Origin of the sequence: Pseudomonas sp. NKUCC02_KPG, assembly GCF_019345465.1 — a bacterium.
GTDB lineage: Bacteria > Pseudomonadota > Gammaproteobacteria > Pseudomonadales > Pseudomonadaceae > Aquipseudomonas.
This window is the reverse complement of sequence record NZ_JAHKRC010000002.1, coordinates 263,049-279,070: the sequence shown is the minus strand read 5'-3', so window position 1 is coordinate 279,070 and position 16,022 is coordinate 263,049. Positions and strand designations below refer to the sequence as shown.

Sequence of the window (16,022 nt, the reverse complement as noted above, 5' to 3'; positions counted from 1 at the left end):
CAGAGCCGTTTAAGCCGATGCCTGGCTGAAATCGCGACTGGCCTGCACCAGCATTTGGGTATAGGCGTGGACCGCCGAGTCCTGACTCAGGGCCTTGCTGTCCAGCAGTTCAACGATTTTTCCCTGCTGCATCACGGCCACACGATCACACAGGTGCGTCACCACCCCCAGGTCGTGAGTCACCATCAAGTACGTCAGCTTTTCCCGCTCACGCAGGTCCGTGAGCAGGTTGAGGATTTCGGCTTGCACCGAAACATCCAGGGCCGAGGTCGGCTCATCCAGCAACAGCACCCGTGGCTCCAGAATCAGGGCCCGGGCAATGGCCACCCGCTGACGCTGACCACCGGACAGTTGATGGGGATAGCGATAACGGAAACTGTCATTCAGACCGACCTTGAGCAGGATTTCATTGATCCGGTCATCCTTGTCCCCTACCCCGTGAATGATCAGCGGCTCGCGCAGGGCGGTGTCAATGGTGTGGCGCGGATGCAGGGAGCCGTAGGGGTCCTGGAAGACCATCTGCACCTTGCGAAAATGCTCCTTGGACAGTTTGTGCTGCAACGGCACGCCAGCAATGCTCAGCTCGCCACTCCAGTGCCGGTACTGGCCGGCCAGGCAGCGCAGGACCGTGGTCTTGCCCGAGCCGGACTCCCCCACCAGACCAAAGGATTCGCCATCGGCGACACTCAGATTGACATCCTGCAACACGTGGTTATGAGCCGCGCCTGCACCAAAGCTCAGGTTCAGCGAACGGGCTTGAATCATGGACATGACGGGTTTCCTCAGTGGGTCAGCCAAAGCGGGTCACGCTGCAGCACCGGCAGGCGCACACGGCGATTATCCATGCTGGGCAGCGCAGCCAGCAGGCCACGGGTATAGGGGTGCTGGGCATTTTGCAGGTCGCAGGCAGCAAGAGACTCCACCACCCGCCCGGCATACATCACCAGCACACGGTCGCAGTAGTTGCGCACCAGATTCAGGTCGTGGCTGACAAAGATCAGCCCCATCTCCTGCTCCTCGACCAACTCCTCGAGCACGCTGAGTACCTGCTGGCGAACGGAAACATCAAGGGCGGAAGTCGGCTCGTCGGCGATGATCACTTCCGGTCGCGTGATGACCATCATCGCGATCATGATGCGTTGCCCCATGCCCCCGGACACTTCGTGGGGGTACAGGCCGTAGACCCTTTTTGGATCGCGGATATGCACTTTTTCGAGCATTTCCATGACCCGTTCCCGGGCCTCGCTGCGGCTGGCCTTGTGATGGGCCAGGTAGGCTTCGGCGATCTGGTCGCCGACTTTGACCACCGGGTTCAACGAGTACTTGGGGTCTTGCATGACCATGGAAATGCGCTGCCCGCGAATCTTCTGCATGGCCTTTTCACTGGCACTGAGCAGATCGACTTCGCAGAATTGCAGGGTGTTGGCGGTGATCCGGGTGCTGCTCGGGTGCAACTTGAGCAGGCTGCGCCCGACCGTCGACTTGCCCGAACCGGACTCGCCGACAATGGCCAGCTTTTCCCGACCCAGGGTGAAGGACACATCGCGCACGGCATGGGTTTCTTTCTGGCCGTTGACGAAGCGCACATTGAGCCCTTCGACGACCAGTTTATGGGTGGACACGGTATTCGCAGACATAGGGCCTCCAGTTACTCGCTACGCGGATCGAGAATGTCCCGCAGGCCATCGCCCAACAGGTTGAATGCCAGGCTGACCAGCATGATCGCGGCCCCTGGAACTGCGACCAGCCACCAGCACTCGAGCATGTAGCGCCGACCCGTGGAGATCATCGCGCCCCACTCCGGCGACGGCGCCTGGGCCCCAAGCCCAAGGAAACCCAGGGCGGCGGCCGTGAGGATGATCCCGGCCATGTTCATGGTCAGGCGGATGATCACCGACGACAGGCACATCGGCACGATGTGACGCAGGATGATCCGCGCAGGCGAGGCGCCTTGCAGCTCGACGGCGACCACAAAGTCGGCCTTGCGCAAGGACAGGGTTTCAGCCCGCGCCAGCCGTGCGATAGGCGGCCAGGACGTCAGTGCAATAGCGACCACCGCGTGCTCCAGGCCAGGGCCCAGTGCCGCGATAAAGGCCAGTGCCAGTACCAGGCTTGGAAAGGAGATGAATATATCGGTCAGGCGCATGAACACCGTGTCGACGATGCCGCCGAAATAACCGGAGACGGTGCCGATAAACAGGCCGATAGGCCCGACGATCACCGTCACCAGGGTGATGATGTACAGGGTGATGCGCGAGCCGTAGACAAGCCGGCTGAACACATCGCGGCCGTATTCATCGGTGCCGAACCAGTGGGCGGCACCCGGCGGCTGCAGGGCGTCGGCCAGGTTCTGCGCGACGGGGTCATGGGTGGCAATCCAGGGTGCGAACGTCGCCACCACAATCAGCAAGAGTGCGACCAGCAGCCCGGCCAGTGTCATGGGGTTGCGCAGCAGATGGCGCAGCACCCGCAGACCGTTCTTGCACAGGGCATCGAAGCTGGATGCCGGAGCATGGTGCAACGGCTGTTTGAGGCTGGAATCGGTAGAAGACATGGTGGGAATCATCGGCATGTTCTCGGATTGAAATCAGGTTCACCGGATACGCCCGCAGGCGCGTCCGGCAGCACTTCGCGGGTGAACACTCAGCGTTCCTTGTAGACCCCCAGATAACGGGTGGCCTCGGCGTCATCACCCGTAAACCCCTTGATATCGGAAGCGCTCACGACGGTGTCGGTCATCTGCGAAATCATCATGATCGGGCCCACTTCCTGGTCGTAGAGGTTCTGCGCCTGGTGGTACAGGCTCACCCGCTGGCTGGCGTCACGCTCCACCCCGGCCTTGTCGATCAGGCCATTGATCTGCGGGCTGAAAAACGAAGCACGCCAGCCCTGGAAATTCGGCAAGCCTGCGTCATCGCTGTTGTCGGGGTTGTAGACGAAGGTGCGCAAGCTGAAATACGGATGCGGGTAACGCTCGGCGCCACGGGCGACGATGATGTCGAAGTTGCGCGCACGCATCGCGCCATACACCTGGTTGCCCGTGCCGGTGACGATGCTGGCCTTGATCCCGCCTTCGGCCAGGGTTGATTGCAGGCGCGCAGCGATGTCAATAAAGGGGGGCTCGGACAAGGTGCGGATCGTGGTGGTGAAACCCTGGGGATACCCGGCTTCGGCCAGCAGTTTTTTCGCCGCCGCCACGTCCATGTGATACCCCGGGTCCGGCAAGCGTGCTTCCAGGCTCAGTTGCATCGGTTGCTGGTTGAGCTTGCCGTAGTAAGGCATCACCTGCTCATCCAGGCCCTTGTAGTCGATGAGGTTGCGCACCGCTTCGCGGACCTTGGGTTTGGCAAACTCGGGCTGCTTCATGCTCATGGCAACGTAGTACATGGTGCCCCGGGGTAACGATTGCACCTGAAGCTTCGGTGAACCGTCGATGGCGCGAATGTCCGGCGCCGCCATGCCGTAGGCCAGGTCCAGATCCCCACGCTCAAGCATCAGGCGCAAGGACTGGGACTCGGTCATGTGCCGCACCACCACACGCTTGAGCTTGGCCGCGCCACCCCAGTAACCATCGAAGCGGGTCAACAACAGGGAGTCATTGGCGCTCCACTTGGTCAGCACGAAAGGCCCGCTGCCCGCTTCGTTGGTCACCAGCCAGCCTGCGCCCAGATCACCGTTCTTTTCATGGGCCAGGGCAGTCACGCGGTCCACCACCACGGCACTGGGCGAGATCGCCAGGGAGTCCACCAGCAGTTGCGGATCCATGACCTGCGGCAGATCAATGACCAGGGTGTGGGCATCCGTGGCACGGATCAGCGACTGGATGTTGTCGACGTTGTAGCCGTAAGCCTTCCAGGTCGTGGCCAGGCCAAAGTTGAGTTTCATCACCCGGTACAGCGACCAGGCCACATCTTCGGCGGTCAGGGGATTGCCGGAGTGGAACTTCACGTCCTGACGCAAATGAAAGGTCACCTGCTTGCCATCTTCACTGACCTCCCAGCGCTCGGCCAATTGCGGCACGTGACGCTCGGGGTTGCCCTGGTCACGCTTGATCAGGGTGTCGTAGAGGTTGGCATTGACGCCCGAGGCGTCAAGGCCGGGCGCATTGGCCGGATCGATGGAGAACAGATTGACCATGCTCATGCCCACAATCAGCTGGTCGGCCGGGGTTTTGGCATTGACCGCGCCCGTCGCGCCCAACGCCAGAACAGCCGCCAGCAGACTCATATGCACTGTCGAAAATGCAGTCTTCATTCAAAATTCCTTCTTCTTATAGTTATTAAGGGGCTGACGTCGGATTAGCGGGTGCGCGGATCAAACACCTTGTACAAGGCATCACTGATCAGGTTGAGCGCGACGAAGATCAAGCCGATCACCAGTACACATCCCATCACGGCATTCATGTCGCCGAGCATCAGGCTGCTGGTCAGGTACTGGCCGAAACCGGGCCAGGCAAACACCATCTCGATCAATACCGCGCCTTCAAGCAGCGAGCCGTAAGCCAGGGCCACGACCGTCAGCAGTTGCACCAGGATGTTGCGAAAGGCATGCCCCCAGACCACCTGGCGCCGGGACAGACCCTTGACCCGCGCCGTAATGATGTATTCCTGGGAGAGCTGTTCGAGCATGAAGCTGCGTGTCATGCGGCTGATGTAGGCCACCGAGTTGAGGCCCAGGATCAGTGCAGGCAACAGGATGTGGCGCATGGCGCTGGCAAACGCATCCCAGTCCCGGGCCAGGCTGGTGTCGATCAGCAACAACCCGGTCACTTCAGGCACCATGCCGTCGTAGGCCAGGTCGATGCGCCCTGCCCCACCCGCCCATCCAAGCCAGGCGTAGAACACCAGAAGGCCCATCATGCCCAGCCAGAAGATCGGCGTGGAGTAACCGAACAGTGTGATGACCCGGGCAATATGGTCCCCCATGCGCCCCTGGTTACTGGCAGCGCAGACCCCCAGCGGCAACCCGATCAGGACCCCGAACAGGATCGCCAGCGTTGCCAGTTCGATGGTTGCCGGGAAGACCCGCAGGATGTCTTCAAGCACCGGATGACCGGTTAACAGCGCGTTACCGAAATTGCCGTGCAGCAGGTCATTGAGGTACAGGCCGAACTGGGTCCAGATCGGCTTGTCCAGGCCCATTGCCCGGTAGACCTGGTCATAGGTGGAACTGTCCGCGTCCGGCCCGACCACCGCCAGGACCGGGTCCAGCGGCATGACCCGGCCAATGACGAACGTCAGAGCCAGCAGGCCGAGCAAGGTCACCAGGACCGTGCTGACCCGCCGGGCGGCGTTGGAAGTACGTGCTCCCAACACAGAGGCTGTCGAAACAAACATAGTGAACTCCTGATCTATCGGGCACCGGTGCACCAAGGACGCGGGTGTTTACCCGCGCCACTTTCAGCGATTTTTGTAGACGTCTTTGTAGCGCGTGGTCGCCGCCGTATGGCCCTGGAAATCAACCACATCGCCGTACACCAGCACCGTGTCAGTCATCTGCGAGACAGGCAGGATGGCGCCGACCTGCTGGTCGAGCTGCTCCTGAATCTCGCGGTACTGGGCCAGTTGCCTGGCGGCATCGGGCTCCACTTCGGCGCTTTCGATCAGGGTGTTCAGTTCAGGGCTGTAGAACGATGTGCGCCAGCCCTGGAAGTTGCTGAGCTTGGCTTCATCGCGGTTGTCGGGGTTGTAGACCAGCGTGCGCAGGCTGGAATGGGGATGGCGTTCAGCACCGCCGCCGCCACGGCCGACGATGATGTCAAAGGACCTGTCGCGCATGGCGCCATAAACCTGGTTGCCGGTGCCGGTGATGATGCTGGCCTCGATCCCGGCCTGGGCCAGGGTCGATTGAAGGCTGGAGGCGATGTTGATAAACGGCGGCTCGGTCAGTACCCGGATAGACGTCTTGAAGCCGTTGGGATAGCCCGCTTCGGCCAGGAGTTTCCTGGCTTGCTCGACGTTCAACTGGTAGCCCGGATCGGGCAGCCGTGCGGGAAGCCCCAAGGGCAAAGGCCGCTGATTGATCACGCCGTAGTGCGGCATCACGGTCTGGTTGATGCCCTGATAATCGATCAGCGAACGCACGGCCTGGCGAACCCGGGCATCGGCAAACATCGGCTGCTTCACGCTCAAGGCCACGTAGTAAAGCGTGCCGCGCTGCAGGCTCTGGGTACGAATATTGGGGTTTTTTTGCAGGGCCTGGATATCCGGAGCTGACATGCCTTTGGCGATATCCAGATCACCGCGCTCGATCATCAGCCGCAAGGACTGCGACTCGGTCATGTTGCGCATGACGATACGCTTGAGCTTGGCCGGGCCACCCCAATAGCCATCGAAACGGGTCATCAGAATCACGTCATTGGCGCGCCAGTCGTTGAGCACGAAGGCTCCGCTGCCAGCTGCGTGGGTCACCAGCCAGGCTGCGCCCATATCATTGTTCTTTTCGTGCTCCAGGACTTTTTTACGGTCCAGGATAAAGGCGCTGGGAGACGTCGCCAGCGTGTTGAGCACCAGCATCGGGTCGGTAGGCCGCGCCAGTTCAATCACAACGGTGTTGGGGTCAGTGGCGCGGATCAGGCGGTCAACGTTGTCGGCACTGAAACCGTATGCCTTCCAGGTCGAGGCCAGGGCCAGATTGAGTTTGAGTACCCGCTGCAGCGACCACACAACATCCTCGCTGCTTAAAGGATTGCCCGACTGGAACTTCACATCGGGGCGCAGGTTAAAGGTCAGCGTCTTGCGGTCATCGCTGACCTGCCAGCGTTCCGCCAGCGCGGGCAACAGGCGATCGGGCTGTGCCACGTCCTGCACCAGCAGCATGTCGTAGAGATTGGCATTGATCTCCGACACATCCAGGCCAGTGGCTGCCGCCGGATCCAGGGACAACAGGTTGATCATGCTCATGCCGACAATCAGCTGGTCGGCCGGGGTCTTGGCATAAGTCACAGGTACTGCAGTGACCGCCAGGGCCATCGCCAATACCCGCGCCCAAAGCAAAGGGGAAATGCTCATGGTGAGAGTGCCTTTCTTATAGTTATAGGGCGCTCGGACAACCCGGTTTTCACCGGGTTAGCCGGGTACACATCAGAAGCTTTTGAGCGTGTTGGTCTCGATGAAATCGAAATCGATTTCTTCGCCCAGCCCTGGCAAATCGGAGAGATGAACAAAGCCATCGCTGTCCATCGGATCCACCAGGCGCTTGAGATACGCGGGCACTTCGTCGTAATCCAGGTACGGGTGCAGCAACCCGCGCTCATACCAGGTGCAGTTCTTGATGGCCCCGACCACCGCCAGGTTGGCGGCACCGTTGCCGTGGATCTCGCAATCCATGCCGAACGACTCCGCCATGTGCGCAACCTTCAGGCACGGCGCAATACCACCGACCCCGGCCACGCCTGCGCGCAAAATATCGCACACGTCGTTCTTGACCCAACTGGCACGGCTCAGGTGCTTGCCGCCCAGGCTTTCCGGGCCCAGCACCGGAATATCCAATTGCCCCGCCAACCAGGCGTAGGACTCTGCCGAGTCTTCCATCATGGGTTCTTCAAACCAGGCGAAATTCAGTTTTTCCAGTTCGCGGCCGATGTACAGCGCGTCAGTGCGGCTGTACCAGTGATAACCATCGAGCATCAGGGCGATGTCCGGCCCCACTGCCTCACGCACGGCGGCGCAGGCTTTGACATCCATACTCGGGCTCGGGGCGAAGGACACCGGCGGCATCCAGGTGTGCAGCTTGATCGCCTTGTAGCCACGCTCGACCAGCGTCTGGGCAAACCGGCCGTAATCTTCTGGCGTCGCCAGACCACCCGGTAATTCATCACCGCACATGGTTGAGCCATACGCAGGCACCTTGTCGCGGAAACCACCAATGAGTTTGTGCACCGGCACGCCCAGCTTGCGGCCTGCCCAATCCCACAACGCCTGCTCGACCAGTGCCAGTGCGCGGTCGGTCAACTGGCTGGCGCTGCCACGTTGCCAGTGCGCCAGCTCATGCCAGATCTTTTCGCGATCAAATGCGTTTTGCCCCACCAGCACTTTGCGCACAAAGCCATCGAGCACATACGGCCTGATCAATTCGGGAGCACCGAAGGCATACCCCTCGTTGCCGTCTTCGGTCTGGATCCGCAGCAGCGCCATTTGGGCCTGGGCGACATCACCGGGATGGGCATGGCCGGCGCTGTCCACAGCGCGGCGAGTGGGATAGGAAAAAACCTGGACGTTGACTGCGGTAATTCTCATGGACGTGGTTCGCCTTTTTATTGGGTGTGTATCAGAGCAATCGCCTGTCGAAATGATCATAAGTCATCGTACAACGATTGAAAAGACACTGATAAACATCCTTTAAAAATGCACGCCGCCCCTGAAAATCGCACGAAAGCCCCAATTTACTGGGGCTTAAAGGACAACATCGAGATAACTCATCCAGCATGAAGGCTGCGTAAAACGCCGACATATGTAACAAGATGTTACTAAAGCACCTATAACCCATAGACTCGTTACATGTCGTACGATAACGTATGTCATCGCGCAAAATTTGATCCAGCCGTAGCAACTGATTGGTAGTAGCCGTTTCAAACGAACCCCAAAAAAAACAATAAAAGAAGGCCGTATGAACAACCCTCTACGTACGCTCGTTACCGTCGCGACCCTGTGCCTGCCCTTCTACGTCAGTGCCGATTCCGCCAGCATCAATTACCGGCACCAGATGACTGAGGAAGACAGCGCCCACGCCGACAGAATCAAGCTGGGCTACCGCATGGACAGTGGTCTGGGCTTTGAAGCAGAAATGAAATACCGCACGGCTGGCGATCGCAAAGACGTCGCCTACGACAACATGGTCAACAACGGCCATGAGTTCACCGTCAGCTACAACTACAAGTTGAGCCCGCAATCGACGCTGACACCGGCTTTCCAGATGGACAGTTCGAAGGACTCGACCTCTTACAAGTTCGGCCTCAAGTACAACTACAAAATCAACGACACCTTCTACGTCGCGACGCGCTATCGCATCGACATGAAGAAACTGGACCGTGATCAGGTCAACAGCGACATGCCCGACAACCTCAAGGACAACCAGGACACCCACCGTATCGAAGGCTGGCTGGGCTACACCCCGGCCAGCAAGTGGGCGCTTGAGTACCAGGCCATCTACTTCAAGACCAACTACATCCGCTACGACAACGAGAAGAGCGATTACGAGCAGAACCTGATCGTCAAATACAAGATCAACAAGCAGTGGGCGCCGTTCATGGAGGTGGGTGACGTCAAGGTCAGCTCAACTTCCGACGACCGTCAGGCGCGCTGGCGTCTTGGGGTCCAATACAACTTCATGTAATGCCAGGCAGGCCTGGCGTTCGCGCATCGTGCGCCAGGCAAGCCCCTGTTACCCAGACCTGAATACCCATCGATGGATGACCTGACCATGACAACACCGCTTGCTTCGAATAAACCCTTCAACCGTATTTTGCTGACCGGTGCCGCGGGTGGCCTGGGCCAGATACTCAGGGACACCTTGCAGGCCCACGCCACCACCGTTCGCCTCTCGGACATCAGCCCAATGGCGCCTAGCCGTGGTGAACATGAGGAAGTCATCACCTGCAACCTGGCCGACAAGGCCGCCATTGCGGCGCTTGCCAAGGATGTCGACACGATTGTTCATTTGGGCGGGATTTCAGTCGAACGCCCCTTTGAAGAAATTCTCGAGGCCAATATTCGCGGCACCTTTCACATTTACGAGGCCGCACGCATCCACGGGATCAAGCGGATCGTCTTTGCCAGTTCCAACCACGTGACGGGTTTCTATCCCCAGGACACGCCGCTGGATGCCCACTCCCAACGCCGTCCCGACGGCTATTACGCGCTGTCCAAGTCTTACGGCGAAGACATGGCAACCTTCTACTTGCACCGGTATGGCATCGAGACGGTGAGCCTGCGTATTGGTTCTTCGTTTACCGCGCCCCGCAATACCCGAATGCTGTCGACCTGGCTCAGCTACTCCGACCTTGAACACCTGGTAGAGCGCGCCTTGCTGGCACACGACGTCGGCCACAGTGTGGTCTACGGTGTTTCCGACAACAGGGATGTGTGGTGGAGCAACCGCCATGCCTCGCACCTGGGCTTTGCGCCGCAGGACACTTCAGAACCGTTTCGCCCACAGTTCGAACAACAGCCCGAACTGGCGGCTGATGACCCAAACCGGCTGTATCAGGGCGGGGCCTTTGCGGTCGCCGGGCCTTTCGGCGAGTGAAGCGCCAGCACTCATCCCTTCAGGCTTGACTCATACGCCTTGCGCATACGCTCACGGCTGTTGGAGAGGTGCAGACGCATCGCCGCACGGGCCGCATCGGAGTCGCGGCGGACAATGGCCTTGTAAATGTCCTCATGCTCGCGGCTCAACCGCTCCAGATACGGGCCCGCATCACTGGTATGGCGCGTTGAGTGCAGCCGGGTGCGCGGGATGATGCTGAGCCCCAGGTGCAACATGATGTCGGTGAAGTAACGATTACCCGTGGCCAACGCGATCTGCTGGTGAAACTGGAAGTCCGCAGACACGGCGTAATCGACACTGACTGCCGGTGAATTCAGGGCATCCAGCGAATCGCGCATCAGTTGCAGCTGTTGATCCGTTCGCCGCGAGCACGCCAGGCCTGCAGCCTCCACTTCCAGGCTGATGCGCAACTCAAGCACAGCCAGCACGTCGTGCAGCGTCACAATGCTGTCGGGGTCGATATAAAAACCGCTGGCGCTCGGGATGTCCCGCACAAAGGTGCCAATGCCATGCCGGGTTTCTACCAGCCCGCTGGCCTGCAATCGGGAAATAGCCTCGCGCACCACTGTACGGCTGACACCGTGTTCCTGCATGACCTGCGACTCGGTCGGCAGTTTTGCAGCACGTGCCAACTCACCCTCTCGAATCCGCCGGGAAAGCTCAGTAACCAGATCCTCGGCCAGGCTGCGATGCTTTTGGCGAGCTCGGGGTTGGACGTTCGGGTTGTCCATCAAGTGCCTTTACTTCTGCTGGCGAATGAACCGCCATCATAGCTCAAGCAGTTGTACGACAACACGCCTAAGCACTGAGACCTGCTCCATCCGTGTCTTGCGCGGCCTTTTTTCCGCTGATAGGGTCTGCTGACAATACCTGCCCAAGCAGGAACACGAGGAAGCAAGCCATGCAGATTCAATCCCACAACACGGCGGACGTGGATCAGCAACTGGTGATTGCAGGCTGGCAGGAACACTACCAACAAATGTCGGCCGGGTATTTCCAGGGCAAGGTGGTGCACCTGCAACTCAACGGCATCGAGGTGTTTGAGGAGCAGATGAACACTCGCATCGAGCAGCATTTCCATGCACCCGCCGCCTCGCTGGTGTTCAGTTTTGACACGCAAAACGGCTCGCTCTATCTGCTCAACGAAGAAACCCAGAACACCTGGATCACCCCGGAAAACTACAAGGAAGTCTCGGTCGTCATCGGCCCCCGCTACCTCAGGCAACTGGAAAACCTGAGCAACCTCGACGGCCTGTTCCTCACGCCGCTGGTGTCCCAGCAAAGCCGCATTTTTGGCCGCTGGTTAAGCAGCACCTTGCAGCAACTGGCCGTCGATGATTCGCCGCTGCCCGACGAAAGCCTGGCCCAGCAACTGGTCGACGACTGCCTGTATATCCTCGACTGCCCGCGCCAGACCCTCGATCACAGCCAGCAAAAACACCTGGCCCATGACCGCCGCCTGATCCAGCGCGTATTCGACCTGGTCATGACCGCCCCGCAAGAACACTTCAACGTGCTGCAACTGGCCAATGCCGCCGGGGTGTCCGTGCGCCAGTTGCAACACAGTTTCACGTCCTTTACCGGCGTCTCGCCCAGCCAGTGGCAACGTTTGCGCCGACTGAATTTTGCCCGCCGCGACTTGCTGCGCCTTTGCCCCGCCCAAACCACCGTGGCAGAAATCGCCATGCGCTGGTCGTTCTGGCACCTGGGCCGGTTCTCGGAAACCTACCGCACACTGTTCGGCGAACTGCCCAGCAGCACCCTGTTGCGCCTACGCTAGCGCACCAAAACAGGGCATGAATTAAAACGCAAATCGGATAGAAGCCTGCCGTCCCACGATTGCACTATCACCTCGCAACACGGAACTGAGCAGCCAGGGGGCGCTCAGGCATTTCCCTGCAAGAGGCGTTATGAAAGGCAATCTGGATCGACTGAGCCATTGGCTCAAAGAAAACAAAATCACTGAAGTCGAGTGCCTGATCTCTGATCTGAGCGGCATCGCCCGGGGCAAAATCTCTCCCACCAACAAGTTTCTCAACGAGCAAGGCATGCGCCTGCCAGAGAGTGTCTTGTTGCAGACAGTGACCGGCGATTACGTAGAAGACGATATCTACTACGAACTGCTGGACGCGGCGGATATCGACATGCACTGCCGCCCGGATCAGGACGCAGTGTTCATCGTGCCCTGGGCAACCGAACCCACGGCACAGGTCATTCACGACACCTATGACAAACAGGGCAATGCGATTGAACTGTCGCCGCGCAACCTGCTGAAAAAGGTCTTGAGCCTGTACACGGCGCGCGGCTGGAAACCGATTGTCGCCCCCGAAATGGAGTTCTACCTGACTCAGCGCAGCCCCGACCCTGACTATCCGCTGAAACCACCGGTGGGGCGCTCCGGCCGCCAGGAAACCGGGCGCCAGTCGTATTCGATTGAAGCCACCAACGAATTCGACCCGTTGTTTGAAGACATGTACGACTGGAGCGAAGCCCAGGGGCTGGATCTGGACACCCTGATCCACGAAGAAGGCACGGCGCAGATGGAGATCAACTTCCGTCACGGCGCGGCGCTGTCCCTGGCTGACCAGATCATTATTTTCAAGCGCACCATGCGCGAAGCGGCGCTCAAGCATGACGTGAGCGCAACCTTCATGGCCAAGCCCATGACCGGCGAGCCAGGCAGCGCGATGCACGTGCACCAGAGCGTGGTGGACCTGGAGACAGGCGAGTCGGTGTTCTCCAACCCCGATGGCAGCATGAGCGAGCTGTTTATGCACCACATCGGCGGCCTGCAAAAGTACATCCCCGAAACCCTGCCGCTGTTCGCCCCTAACGTGAATTCGTTCCGCCGTTTCCTTCCCGACACCTCGGCCCCGGTCAACGTCGAGTGGGGCGAAGAAAACCGCACCGTGGGCCTGCGCGTACCGGACTCGGATCCGCAAAACCGTCGTGTTGAAAACCGACTGGCCGGTGCCGATGCCAACCCTTACCTGGCCCTGGCCGCCAGCCTGCTCTGCGGTTACGCCGGGATGGTCGAAGGCATTGAACCGAGCGCGGCGGTCGTTGGCCGTGGCTATGAACGTCGCAACCTGCGCCTGCCCCTGACCCTGGAGGCCGCGCTGGAGTGCATGGAACAGTCGGATATGGCCAAGAAGTACCTTGGCGAGCGCTTCACCAAAGGCTTTGTGGCCGTCAAACGGGTCGAGCACGAGAACTACAAGCAGGTCATCAGCTCGTGGGAGCGGGAGTTCCTGCTGTTTAGCGTGTAGCACTCAACGCCTTCCAAAATGGACTCACAGAAAGGACATGTGGATGAAACCTATAGCCAGAAAACTGATGTTCATGAGCCTGTTCGCCCTCGCCGGCCAGGCCTCGGCGCAAGACACGGTCAATATCTATAACTGGACGGACTACATCGCCGAAGACACCCTGGCCAACTTCCAGCGCGACACCGGCATCAAGCCGATTTATGACGTGTTTGATTCCAACGAAACCCTTGAGGGCAAGTTGCTTGCCGGACGGACCGGCTATGACGTGGTTGTGCCCAGCAACCACTTTTTGGGACGACAGATCAAGGCCGGGGTATTTCAGAAGCTCGACAAGTCGCAGATCCCCAACTGGAAGAATCTGGACCCCACCTTATTGGCCCGACTGCAGGCCAACGACCCGGGCAATGAGTACGCCGTGCCCTACCTGTGGGGCACCAACGGCATTGGCTACAACGTCGACAAGGTCAAGCAGGTGCTGGGCATCGACACCATCGATTCCTGGAGCGTGCTGTTCGAACCGGAAAACCTCAAAAAGCTGAAAAGCTGCGGCGTTGCCTTTATGGACTCTGCGGACGAAATAATGCCCTCGATGCTCAACTATATGGGGCTCAACCCCCGCAGCCTGGAACTCAAGGACTACAAGGCAGCCGAGAAAAAACTGGAGCCCCTGCGCCCCTATATCAGCTACTTCCATTCCTCCAAGTACGTGACGGACCTGGCCAACGGCGACATCTGTATTGCCTTCGGTTATTCGGGTGATGTGTATCAGGCGATCCATCGCGCGCAAGAGGCCGGGAACGGGGTGAATGTTGCCTACGTGGTGCCCAAGGAAGGCGGCAACCTGTGGTTCGACATGCTGACCATCCCGGCAGATGCCAAGAACCCCGAGCAGGCCCATGCCTTTATCAACTACATGCTCAAACCTGAAGTGATTGCCGGTATCAGCGAGTACGTGGGTTACGCCAACGCCAACACCGCGGCCACGGCCTTGATGGAAGACGAAATCACCCACAACCCGTCGATTTATCCGCCCGAGTCAGTGCAGGCCAAGCTCTATGTGTCATCGGAGCTGCCGCCAGACCTGATGCGCTGGATGACCCGTTCGTGGAACAAGTTCAAGTCCGGTCGTTAATCCTGTGCCGGGCATCAATGGATGCCCGGCAACTCAGTAGGCAGTTTTTTATGACGTCCATGATGTCTTTACCGCACACCTATTACAGCGCCACGCGCAACCAGACGCTCAACTGCCCGCCCCTTGAGGGCCAGGTGCAGGCGGACGTCTGCATTATTGGCGCAGGCTTTACCGGCTTGAACACCGCCATTGAGCTGGCGGAACGTGGTCACTCGGTGATTGTGCTTGAGGCGCAGCACATCGCCTGGGGGGCCACCGGGCGCAACGGCGGCCAACTGATTCGCGGGGTGGGTCACGACCTGGACGCCCACGAAAAAACCATCGGCCGTGAAGGCGTCACGGTACTCGAACGACTGGGCCTGGACGCGGTGGATCTGGTGCGTCAGCGCGTAGAAAAACACGGCATCGACTGTGATTTGCGCTGGGGCTTTTGCGAGTTGGCCAACACCCCGCGCCATGTTGAAAACCTTGTCGCCGAGCAGGCATCCCTGCAACGGCTGGGCTATCGGCACAAGGTCGAGCTGGTAGCGCGCGCAGACATGCACCTCGTGGTCGCGTCGGACCGCTACCTCGGCGGGTTGATCGATGAAGGCTCGGGGCATTTGCACCCGCTCAACCTGGCCTTGGGCGAAGCCGCCGTCGCGCAACAACTGGGGGTCAGGATTTACGAAAACAGCGCCGCGACCCGTATCGAATACGGCAGTCAAGTTCGCGTGCACACGGCCAACGGCGTGGTTCATGCCAAAACCCTGGTGCTCGCGGGCAATGCCCATCTGGGTGATCTGGAGCCTGCGCTCAGCGGCAAAGTGTTGGCCGCTGGCAGCTACGTGATTGCCACTGAGCCCTTGAGCGAGGATCTGGCGCACACCCTGATCCCTGAAAACCGGGCCCTGTGCGATCAACGTGTGGGGCTTGATTACTATCGTTTGTCGGCCGACCGACGCTTGCTGTTTGGCGGCGCGTGTCACTACTCCGGGCGAACGCTCAAGGATATTGCGGGGTATATGCGCCCCAAAATGCTTGACGTGTTTCCACAGCTGGCAGGCAAAACCATCGACTTTCAGTGGAGCGGCATGATCGGCATTGGCGCCAACCGGCTGCCACAGATTGGCCGGTTGCAGGCCCATCCCAACGTGTTTTATGCCCAGGCCTATGCCGGGCATGGCATCAACACCACCCATATGGCGGCGCGGCTGGTTGCACAGGCCATCAGCCTTGAACACAGCCAGGGTTTTGACCTGTTCTCCCGCGTACCGCACCTGACATTCCCCGGGGGCAAGCACCTGCGCTCGCCACTGTTGGCGCTGGGCATGCTCTGGTACCGACTCAAGGAAATCGCTGCCCGCTAATACGAG

Annotated in this window: 14 protein-coding genes; 6 read left to right on the top strand and 8 right to left on the bottom strand. The window is 59.6% G+C overall.

Annotation, left to right across the window (positions count from 1 at the left end):
• Nucleotides 1–9 precede the first annotated feature (9 nt).
• The 7 genes from KO536_RS04210 to KO536_RS04180 form a co-directional block, all read right to left on the bottom strand.
• Nucleotides 10–771 (bottom strand): ABC transporter ATP-binding protein, encoded by a 762-nt coding sequence (locus tag KO536_RS04210; RefSeq protein WP_019829298.1) that lies wholly within the window; start codon nt 769–771, stop codon nt 10–12.
• 11 nt (nt 772–782) lie between these two features.
• Nucleotides 783–1,622: an ABC transporter ATP-binding protein gene (locus tag KO536_RS04205; RefSeq protein ID WP_046808990.1), complete on the bottom strand. Its 840-nt coding sequence runs from the start codon at nt 1,620–1,622 to the stop codon at nt 783–785.
• Nucleotides 1,623–1,648: 26 nt separating this feature from the next.
• Complete coding sequence (locus KO536_RS04200) at nt 1,649–2,566, bottom strand: ABC transporter permease (protein ID WP_019829296.1); 918 nt, start codon at nt 2,564–2,566, stop codon at nt 1,649–1,651.
• A 77-nt stretch (nt 2,567–2,643) separates the two neighbouring features.
• The gene (locus tag KO536_RS04195) at nt 2,644–4,254 is read right to left on the bottom strand and encodes an ABC transporter substrate-binding protein (RefSeq protein ID WP_219261195.1); all 1,611 of its coding nucleotides are present in this window, start codon (nt 4,252–4,254) and stop codon (nt 2,644–2,646) included.
• A gap of 44 nt (nt 4,255–4,298) precedes the next feature.
• Complete coding sequence (locus tag KO536_RS04190; protein WP_019829288.1) at nt 4,299–5,336, bottom strand: ABC transporter permease; 1,038 nt, start codon at nt 5,334–5,336, stop codon at nt 4,299–4,301.
• A gap of 63 nt (nt 5,337–5,399) precedes the next feature.
• Nucleotides 5,400–7,010: an ABC transporter substrate-binding protein gene (locus tag KO536_RS04185; protein ID WP_219261194.1), complete on the bottom strand. Its 1,611-nt coding sequence runs from the start codon at nt 7,008–7,010 to the stop codon at nt 5,400–5,402.
• Nucleotides 7,011–7,082: 72 nt separating this feature from the next.
• Nucleotides 7,083–8,237, bottom strand: coding sequence for a mandelate racemase family protein (locus KO536_RS04180; RefSeq protein WP_133077568.1), 1,155 nt, complete (start codon nt 8,235–8,237; stop codon nt 7,083–7,085).
• 370 nt (nt 8,238–8,607) lie between these two features.
• On the opposite strand from KO536_RS04180, the gene KO536_RS04175 reads away from it, so the two are divergent.
• Together KO536_RS04175 and KO536_RS04170 are read left to right on the top strand one after the other, a co-directional pair.
• Nucleotides 8,608–9,333 carry an oligogalacturonate-specific porin KdgM family protein gene (locus KO536_RS04175; RefSeq protein ID WP_133077567.1) on the top strand — a complete coding sequence of 242 codons (726 nt, stop codon included), beginning with the start codon at nt 8,608–8,610 and terminating at the stop codon, nt 9,331–9,333.
• An 87-nt stretch (nt 9,334–9,420) separates the two neighbouring features.
• The gene (locus KO536_RS04170) at nt 9,421–10,245 is read left to right on the top strand and encodes an NAD(P)-dependent oxidoreductase (protein ID WP_219261193.1); all 825 of its coding nucleotides are present in this window, start codon (nt 9,421–9,423) and stop codon (nt 10,243–10,245) included.
• Between the two features lie 11 nt (nt 10,246–10,256).
• Here KO536_RS04170 and KO536_RS04165 read toward each other — a convergent pair whose 3' ends face one another.
• Nucleotides 10,257–10,997 carry a FadR/GntR family transcriptional regulator gene (locus KO536_RS04165; protein ID WP_133077565.1) on the bottom strand — a complete coding sequence of 247 codons (741 nt, stop codon included), beginning with the start codon at nt 10,995–10,997 and terminating at the stop codon, nt 10,257–10,259.
• A gap of 170 nt (nt 10,998–11,167) precedes the next feature.
• On the opposite strand from KO536_RS04165, the gene KO536_RS04160 reads away from it, so the two are divergent.
• The 4 genes from KO536_RS04160 (at nt 11,168) to KO536_RS04145 (ending at nt 16,016) form a co-directional block, all read left to right on the top strand.
• Entirely contained in the window at nt 11,168–12,046 is an 879-nt protein-coding gene (locus KO536_RS04160; RefSeq protein WP_219261192.1) for a helix-turn-helix domain-containing protein, read from the top strand.
• A gap of 130 nt (nt 12,047–12,176) precedes the next feature.
• Complete coding sequence (locus KO536_RS04155) at nt 12,177–13,535, top strand: glutamine synthetase family protein (protein WP_048360915.1); 1,359 nt, start codon at nt 12,177–12,179, stop codon at nt 13,533–13,535.
• Nucleotides 13,536–13,578: 43 nt separating this feature from the next.
• Entirely contained in the window at nt 13,579–14,667 is a 1,089-nt protein-coding gene (locus KO536_RS04150) for a polyamine ABC transporter substrate-binding protein (protein WP_219261191.1), read from the top strand.
• A 50-nt stretch (nt 14,668–14,717) separates the two neighbouring features.
• Complete coding sequence (locus KO536_RS04145; RefSeq protein WP_219261190.1) at nt 14,718–16,016, top strand: FAD-binding oxidoreductase; 1,299 nt, start codon at nt 14,718–14,720, stop codon at nt 16,014–16,016.
• Nucleotides 16,017–16,022: the final 6 nt, after the last annotated feature.